A 7,547-nucleotide genomic window follows, 5' to 3' on the forward strand; every position below is an offset into this window, starting at 1 on the left:
CGGCTGCTCAAACCCCCCGGCGCGGGGGAGCCGGTTCTCCCCCGCTCGACCACCCATGCGCTTCTGGTCTTCGGGCTGAGTGCCGTCGGCCGCCCGGCGGGCCCCGATGTCATCCACCGCTTCGAGCAGACCTGCGCCCTGGCCGGGCTCAAGCCCGGGCAGATCATCGAGCCGCGGCATATGGCGGCGGCGGCGGCCCACCCGGAGAGTTATCCGGCCCGGCTGCCTTCGGGCATCCGGCGCTATTTGTACCTAAGCCACTGCAACGGCCTCGCGGAACAGAAGATGGCCCGGGAAGTCTGGAGCGCCATCCCCCCCGGACTTTATGACGGGCTTCTGGCGGGAAATTCCGTCGAAGGAAAATTCTACGCATCTGGAGATTCCGCATGATCGAAACGCGCAAGATCCTGGCCGCGCTCAAGGGCCGCGAGGAGGAGATCATCGCCACCCTGCGGGAGGCGGTGTCCGTGGATTCGCCCACCTTTCCGGGGACGGGTACCTCGAAGGTCGCCGGCATTTTCGAGGAAAAATACCGATCCATCGGCGCCGAGACCGAGCGGCTTCCCGGCACCCATGGCACGGGGGATCATCTCCTCGCCCGCTTCCGGGGGAACAACAAGGATTCGGGGCGGATTTTCATCATCGGCCACTGCGATACGGTCTTCCCGGAAGGGGAGGCCGCACGCCGTCCCTTCACCCTCGAAGGGGATCGTGCCCGCGGACCGGGCGTGGCCGACATGAAGGGCGGGCTCGTGAACTGCTTCTTCGCCCTCTCGGCGCTGATGGCGGCGGGCTTCCGGGAGTTCGGCGAAATCCTGGTGCTCTACGACACGGACGAGGAGCTGGGAAACCCCTCTTCGCGGGCGCTCATCGAAAAATGGGGGAAAGACGCGAAAGCGTCCTTGATCATCGAGCCGGGGCGGGCCGACGGCTCGATCGTCGCGGCGCGCAAGGGCAGCCTCTACGGGGAGGTGAACATCCATGGAGTGGCCGCCCACGCCGGGGTGGACATGGATAAGGGCCGAAGCGCCGTCCACGAGCTGGCGCATAAGATCCTCGATGTCTACGCACTCACACGAGAGGGCGGCACCGTGAACGTGACCGGCCTCTCGGGCGGGGAGCGCCCGCACATCGTCGCCGCCTCGGCGGGGTGCTTCGTCGAAATCCGGGCCGACCGGCAGCAGACGCTCGATGGGATGGCGGCGGAACTTCGCGAACTCATCGCCAAACCCGCCATCGACGGCACTTCGCTGGAGCTGACGATAAAAGGCGGAAGGCCGGCCATGGAGAGGAACGAGAAAACCGACTGGCTGATCGGCCTGGCGAAGCCGGTGGCCGAAGAGGCGGGCTTTGAACTGACCTTCACGCCAACCGGCGGCGGCTCGGACGGAAACTATCTCTCCCCGCTCGGGGTGCCCGTGCTGGACGGGCTCGGCCCGGTGGGCGGCGGGCTGCACACGGCGGAGGAGTATCTCGAGATTCCGAGCCTGGTTCCGCGCGCCGCCCTGCTGGCGGGTCTTATCGCCCGGCTCGGAGCGGCCGGATAAAGGGCAAAAAAAAACCGCGGCTCCCGCCGCGGCATGCCATTCACAAAGTGCGCTTTACGCGATGACGCTGATGTTTGCGCCGCGGCTTCCCGCGATGGCCTCCACCGCTTTTTGCTCGATGGCGGAACTGGCGGCCTGAGATGCCCGGATCAGCGGAGGCGAATTTTGGCTCTTTTGAATTTTTTCGGTGCTCATCGGGAACTCCCGCGCCACATCCTCGCCCGTGGCCGCGACCGGAAGCGGAAGATCCTTCGCACTCAGGCCCGCGCCGAACTGCGCCCTGTTCGTGCCAGTGGCAGCGCCCGATGAACTGATGGACGGCTCAAACCCTGCGGCCACTAAAGACTCTCCTCCGACAGAAAACCAACTTCACAAAACGTGCGATGACGCTATGCGACCACATCCACGATGGCGCCCCGGCTCGCACCGCCCGGCACGCGGGAAATATTCTCCTCCGGCCGGCGGGGGGCAGGCGCATTATTCGTGCGGGCGACATCTTCGACCGCCACGCCGCCTCCGACGGAAGCCGTTGTCTCGGTCACCGAAAACGTATCCACCACAGGCGCGCCCGACCCGCCGGACGCATTGGCAGACTCAAACCCGGTGGGTTCGGGCGTATCGCCCGCCGCGCCGGGGAGGTCCCGCGCCGAAAACTGATCACTGACGCCCTGCCCCGGAACCTCGGGGACAACTCTTTGGCCGGGAATGTTCTGCGCCGGAGGTTCCGTTCGCCCCTGGGGTCCCCCGGCCCTCTCTCCGGCTCCCGGCGCGGTAAGTTCTCCAGAAACATCCTGGATAAACTGGCCGACCAAATCCTGACGAATCTGCTGGAGATCCGCGCTCTGCACCGCCCGCCGGATGCCGGGAGACTGGCTTTGCAGGCTCTGGGCGTCCTTGTCGGTTTTAACCGGGGCCGGAGTCTCACGAACCGGCGCTTGGGGATTCTGCGCGGCTGCACCGGCGGTGGCGAGATTCGACGTCACCTGGTTAAAAGCTTGCCGGCGCGCAAAAATCTGCTGTCCGGCTTGTCCGCCGGGATTGATGGAAGGAATTCGGTCAGGCATCGCGCACCTCCCCATGAAGATGTCGCACGTATATGTAATGTATAAGACCTGGGAAAATTTCGCAAGTCATTGAACGAAAAGGAGAATTGCGCCGCCGCCGTGTCTCGAAAGGAGTCTGAAACCGGGGTATATCCGGGCGGGCCTTCCCCGATTGCATCTTTTTCGGCCCGATCGCACCATTCAGGGGGCAAAAACCGAAAATTTCAGCCCCTCCCGCCGGGGGGGCCATACCACATACCATCCGCAGGATTCCGCATGAGAGGGCTTCTCGAATTCGCCAGGGGGTGCCGCCGGTTTTTCGAGGAAGGCCTCTGGAAGCTCGACCCCGGGGATTATTCCGCCCCGCGGGCCTTTCTGATCGCCCACCTCCAGAGCGCCCTTCTCGCCGCACGGGAGTTTCAGCGGGACAAGTGCCACCTTCACGCCTCGGCGCTGACGTTCTACTCCCTGATGAGCATCGTTCCCGTCGCCGCCCTGGCCTTCGGCATCGCCAAGGGATTCGACTTCGAGAAAGCGCTCGAGAAGCGCCTCCTCACCTCCTTCCCCCAGCAGCAGGAAGTCCTCCGGCAAGTCTTCGTCTACGCCGGCGCCCTTCTCAATCAGACCAAGGGCGGCTTCATCGCCGGCGCGGGCGTCATTCTCCTCTTCTGGAGCGCCACCAGAATTCTCGGGCGCATCGAGGAGAGCTTCAACGGTATCTGGCGCATCGCGCGCGGCAGGCACCTCAAGCAGAAGATACTGGAGTACATCGCCATCCTCGCCATCGCGCCCATCCTCATCATCGCATCGAGCGGTATCACCATCGCCATCAGTGGCTTCATTGATACCCTTATCCGAAAAATTCCCTTCCTGCAGCTGGCGGGGCCGGCTGTTTTCTTCTTTCTCGGCTTCTCGCCCCTCGTCATGGTCTGGGCGCTGTTCACACTGGCCTATATCTTCATTCCCAACACCCGCGTCCGCATCGGGCCGGCCATCTACGGCGGCGTCATCGCCGGGACGCTCTACCAGATCGTCCAGTGGGCTTACATCGAATTTCAGGTGGGGCTTACGCGCTACGGCGCCATCTACGGCAGTTTCGCCGCCCTGCCGCTCTTCTTCATCTGGTTGCAGACCAGCTGGCTCATCGTCCTCATCGGGACCGAGCTCGCCTTCATCCGCCAGAACTATGCCGACGAAAAATCGAGGCTATCAGGCGGCACCCCAAGCGGGCGGGATGAAAAAACCCTCGCCCTCGCCATTGTCCGCATCTGCGTTCAAAGGTTCACAAACGGCGCGCTGCCGGCCAGCGCGACGGAGATCGCCCAAGAGCTGCCCGCACCGCCCGCACTGACGGAGGACTTGCTCAAGCGCCTCGCGGAGAGCGGCGTCCTCTCGCTTGTGGCCGACAACACCGCGGAGGACGCACCCCGCTATCAGCCCGCGCGCGATACCGATCAGATCACCCTCGCGTTCGTTCTCGCCGCCCTCGAGGGAGGGGACGGCGCCGGACACTCGGAAAAAATCGACGCCGCCCGCGCCGCCCTCTCGAAGCTGGAGGCGGAAGCCGGCGCCTCTCTCGCCAACCGCAGGCTCAGGGATCTTTAGGGTGAGGCACTTCACTTTTCCGCATCGGCATTTGTGCTAGGACCGCACCACTTGGGACAGCCGCTGGGCGAGGATCATGTAGTATTCGGATGTCTGGCGCCGGAAGGCCTGAACCACGAGACCGGCGTCCTGGCACCACGTTTGAATACATTCGGGTGCGATCCGGTGCTCCCGCGGGGGACCCTGCTCGCAAGGGCCCTCCGGGTGGAACTCCGCCACCAGGGCCCGGCCTCCGGGCACAAGCATCTGGGCCACGTTGCGCAGGATGCCCGGCGGGTCGTCCGCGTGGTGCAGGACCACCGAGATCACCGCCGCGTCCGCGGGGAAGTCCGCGGGCTCCAGCGCGGCGGCGTCCGCGGCGATCCGCTGGATCTGCGCCGCCCCACGCTCTTTCTGGAAACCCTCAAGGCAGGCCAGAGCCTCGGCGGACCTGTCGATCGCGTAGACGGCCCCGCCGGGCCCCACCCGGCCAGCGAGCGCCAGGCTCACGAAGCCAGGCCCGGAGCCCACGTCCAGCACGCGGTCCCCCGGCTGAAGGCCGAGGGCGTCCAGCCATTCCTCCATCAAGCCGGCCCGCCTTTCTTGTCGCTCGTACACCTCTGCCCAGGTGAGATGGCTCAAGTCCTTGCGGTACGGATTCGTCATGGCGCCCCTCCGCTACAAGCCGAACTGCGCGACCGACCACGCGACGATCCCGATGGTGAGAAGGATCGAGACCCCGTTCAGGATACGCATGGATCGCGGGCACCCGGCATCCCGCATACGGTAGGCCAGCACCCCCGCTATGACCAGCGACATGAGCAGCATTGCCCGTCGCAGGAGGGGAAACGCAGTCATCAGACTCGTCCCGGCGCCGCCCAGCCCGGCCGCCAGCAGCAGCATGTGCAGCGTGTGGTGCTGGCTCCCCAGGAACGCCAGCAGCACGGCCCCGATCGAGCCGATTGAGGAGAATCTTCCCTTCTTCGTCTCCTTAACGACCAATACTTTTCCTCCCTGGTTTGACGGCGCTGACCAGACGCAGGCTTCGCGCTTGCGGGTGTGAGGGTCGGCAAGAATGGACACTCTCTGCACACCCCCTTAGACGGGGCGGGTTCCCTGCGATAAAGACAAAAAAGCCTCCCCATTGCGGGGAGGCTTTTTTTTGTGATCGCGCGCTGCTGCGTTATTTTTTCTTCGGGCCGCTCTCCTGCATGTTCCCCTCGCCCTGCAGGAACTTGAGGAAGTCGCTGTTCGCCGGAAGGATGATGGTTGTCTTGTCCTTCAGCGTCGAGCGGTAGACCTCCATGCTTTTGAGGAAGTTGTAGAATTCGGGCGCCTTGCCGAAAGCGTTCGCCGTGATCTCGATGCTCTTGGCGTCGCCGAGGCCCTTGAGCTCCTGTTCTTTCTCGTAGGCGTCGGCGAGGAGAATGTCACGATTGCGGTCGGTCTCGGCGCGGATTTTCTGTGCCGCCTCGCGGCCCTCGGAGCGGTATTGCCTGGCGATCCGCTGGCGTTCGGCCATCATGCGGCCGAAAATGGCCTTGAGGTTCTCCTGGGGAAGATCGGTGCGCTTGAGGCGCACGTCCACGATCTCGATGCCATACTCGCGCGCCTTGCGGTCGCTCTCTTTCGTCACCAGCCGCATCAGGTCGGCACGCTCGCTGGCGACGATCTGAATCAGTTCCTTGCGGCCCAGTTCGAGCCTCAGTTCGCTGTAGATGATGTCGTCGAGGCGGGCCTGGGCGCCGGCCTCATCGCGCACCGTCTGGAGAAAGAGCAGCGGATCGATGATGCGCCATCTCGAGAAGTTGTCCACCACGAGAGTTTTCTTGTCCTCGGTGATGATCTCCGTCGGGCTCGAATCGTACTCGAGAAGCTTGCGGTCGAAGACAGTGAGCTGATCGATGAAGGGGATACGGTAGTCGAGGCCCGCCTTCTGGATCACGCGGATCGGCTTTCCGAACCGGGTGATGACCACCTGCTGATCTTCCCTGACAGAGAAAAAGATCGAGTTCAGCAGGATCAAGGCGACAACAACGACAACAATCAAGCTGATGGATTTGACCGGCAGTCCGGTTCGCTCGTTCATTTGCCCTGTAGCTCCTTCAGCACCTTCCCCTGGAGTGACAAGATGGGAAGGACGCCGGATTTATTTTGATCGAGAATGAATTTGTCCACCGTGGGCATCACCTCTTGCATCATTTCAAGGTACAGACGCTTGCGGGTGATGTAGGGGGCCTTCTTGTATTCGGTCAACGTGGCCGCAAAGCGGTTCGCGTCGCCGCGGGCCATGCGGATTTTCGTCTGCCGGTACGCCTCGGCCCGCTGGACGATCTCGGCCACCTTGCCGCGCGCCTCGGGGATGATCTGGTTCTGGTAGCCCTGCGCCTCGTTGATGAGTCGGTTCTTGTCCTCGCGGGCGCTGGCCACGTCCTTGAACGCCTGGATGACCTCTTTCGGCGGCGCTACATCCTGGAGCTGGACCGCGACAATGTTGATGCCGCTGTCGTAGGAATCCAGAATCCGCTGGACCTCCACCATGGTTTCCTGCTGGATGACGCCCTTCCCGGTGGTCAGCGCCTCGTCGATGGGCTTGCTGCCGATCACCTGGCGGATGGCGGCCTCCGAAGCGAGGTGGACAGTGGTCTCGGGATTGCGGACGCTGAAGAGAAACTTCCGCGCGTCCACCACCCGGTACTGCACGATTACTTTCACGTCCACCATGTTCTCATCGCCGGTGAGCATGAGGGATTCGTGCGGCTTGTCGATATAGCGCGCCGGGGGCCCGGGGTCGACTGTGCGGAAGCCGATCTCGAGCCGGCGGACCTTGGTGACCTTCGGCGTGAAAACCGTTTCGACCGGGAAGGGAATGTGGTAATTCAGACCCGAGGTCACGACGCGGTTCAGCTTACCGAACCGCAGGACGAGGCCCTGCTCATCGGGGCCCACCGTGAAGATTCCCGAAAGAAGCCAGATGACAACAGCGATAGCGATGATAGCCGCGCCCGGCAGCCGGAAATTCGGCATCTTAAACTCCGGCATCCGGAACTGGGGCGGACCCCCGCCACCCTGCCGTTTGGCCTTAAACTCGTCCCAATCCATGGGCATGGGTTAGATTCTCCAGCGGCTGTGAGGATTATTCAAGAATGAAACTCGCCGATTGAACTCTAGCTACAAGCTAAGGTTAATGGCAAGGGAAGTCAACCGGCCCGCACGGGGGAGACCCGGAGGGCGCGCATCCACCGGAGAATCCCTGGGCGCCGGGCCAGTCCTGTCTGGGCGCCTTTTTTCTGGACTGAAAGCGCGGCGGCGGCCGTGGCGAAGCGCACCGCATCGGCCAGAGCCCATCCCTCCGCCAGCCCTACGGCGAGCG

The 7,547-nt window shown here is 63.6% G+C and carries 10 protein-coding genes; 3 read left to right on the forward strand and 7 right to left on the reverse strand.

The features are described from left to right. Both O2807_09365 and O2807_09370 read left to right on the forward strand, forming a co-directional pair. Positions 1-390, forward strand: a 390-nt coding sequence (locus O2807_09365; GenBank protein ID MDA1000702.1) for a hypothetical protein, incomplete at its 5' end; no start/stop codon positions are given. Next, on the forward strand, positions 387-1,547 hold the full coding sequence (locus O2807_09370) for a M20 family metallopeptidase (protein MDA1000703.1): 1,161 nt from the start codon (positions 387-389) through the stop codon (positions 1,545-1,547). The genes O2807_09365 and O2807_09370, both read left to right, overlap by 4 nt. Positions 1,548-1,601: 54 nt before the next feature. Here O2807_09370 and O2807_09375 read toward each other — a convergent pair whose 3' ends face one another. Next, positions 1,602-1,886: a hypothetical protein gene (locus O2807_09375; GenBank protein MDA1000704.1), complete on the reverse strand. Its 285-nt coding sequence runs from the start codon at positions 1,884-1,886 to the stop codon at positions 1,602-1,604. A 50-nt stretch (positions 1,887-1,936) separates the two neighbouring features. Next, positions 1,937-2,611, reverse strand: a complete 675-nt coding sequence (locus O2807_09380; protein ID MDA1000705.1) for a hypothetical protein — start codon at positions 2,609-2,611, stop codon at positions 1,937-1,939. Positions 2,612-2,866: 255 nt separating this feature from the next. On the opposite strand from O2807_09380, the gene O2807_09385 reads away from it, so the two are divergent. Then, positions 2,867-4,195 (forward strand): YihY family inner membrane protein, encoded by a 1,329-nt coding sequence (locus O2807_09385; GenBank protein MDA1000706.1) that lies wholly within the window; start codon positions 2,867-2,869, stop codon positions 4,193-4,195. Positions 4,196-4,231: 36 nt separating this feature from the next. On the opposite strand, the gene O2807_09390 is transcribed toward O2807_09385, so the two are convergent. The 5 genes from O2807_09390 to O2807_09410 all read right to left on the reverse strand — a co-directional run bounded on the left by O2807_09390 (position 4,232) and on the right by O2807_09410 (position 7,533). Continuing rightward, positions 4,232-4,840 (reverse strand): methyltransferase domain-containing protein, encoded by a 609-nt coding sequence (locus O2807_09390; GenBank protein ID MDA1000707.1) that lies wholly within the window; start codon positions 4,838-4,840, stop codon positions 4,232-4,234. A gap of 12 nt (positions 4,841-4,852) precedes the next feature. Next, on the reverse strand, positions 4,853-5,176 hold the full coding sequence (locus tag O2807_09395; protein ID MDA1000708.1) for a hypothetical protein: 324 nt from the start codon (positions 5,174-5,176) through the stop codon (positions 4,853-4,855). Between the two features lie 181 nt (positions 5,177-5,357). After that, the gene (locus O2807_09400; GenBank protein ID MDA1000709.1) at positions 5,358-6,263 is read right to left on the reverse strand and encodes a protease modulator HflC; all 906 of its coding nucleotides are present in this window, start codon (positions 6,261-6,263) and stop codon (positions 5,358-5,360) included. Next, positions 6,260-7,201 (reverse strand): FtsH protease activity modulator HflK, encoded by a 942-nt coding sequence (gene hflK / locus O2807_09405; protein MDA1000710.1) that lies wholly within the window; start codon positions 7,199-7,201, stop codon positions 6,260-6,262. The genes O2807_09400 and hflK overlap by 4 nt, the downstream gene beginning before the upstream one ends. A gap of 173 nt (positions 7,202-7,374) precedes the next feature. After that, complete coding sequence (locus tag O2807_09410; protein MDA1000711.1) at positions 7,375-7,533, reverse strand: hypothetical protein; 159 nt, start codon at positions 7,531-7,533, stop codon at positions 7,375-7,377. Positions 7,534-7,547 lie beyond the last annotated feature (14 nt).

It is taken from the genome of bacterium (assembly GCA_027622355.1).
Classification (GTDB): domain Bacteria; phylum UBA8248; class UBA8248; order UBA8248; family UBA8248; genus JAQBZT01.

Coding starts and splice junctions, on each gene's coding strand:
- O2807_09370 (MDA1000703.1), top strand. CDS start 387: ATGATCGAAACGCGCAAGATCCTGGCCGCGCTCAAGGGCCGCGAGGAG.
- O2807_09380 (MDA1000705.1), bottom strand. CDS start 2,611: ATGCCTGACCGAATTCCTTCCATCAATCCCGGCGGACAAGCCGGACAG.
- O2807_09385 (MDA1000706.1), top strand. CDS start 2,867: ATGAGAGGGCTTCTCGAATTCGCCAGGGGGTGCCGCCGGTTTTTCGAG.
- O2807_09390 (MDA1000707.1), bottom strand. CDS start 4,840: ATGACGAATCCGTACCGCAAGGACTTGAGCCATCTCACCTGGGCAGAG.
- O2807_09400 (MDA1000709.1), bottom strand. CDS start 6,263: ATGAACGAGCGAACCGGACTGCCGGTCAAATCCATCAGCTTGATTGTT.
- hflK (MDA1000710.1), bottom strand. CDS start 7,201: ATGCCGAATTTCCGGCTGCCGGGCGCGGCTATCATCGCTATCGCTGTT.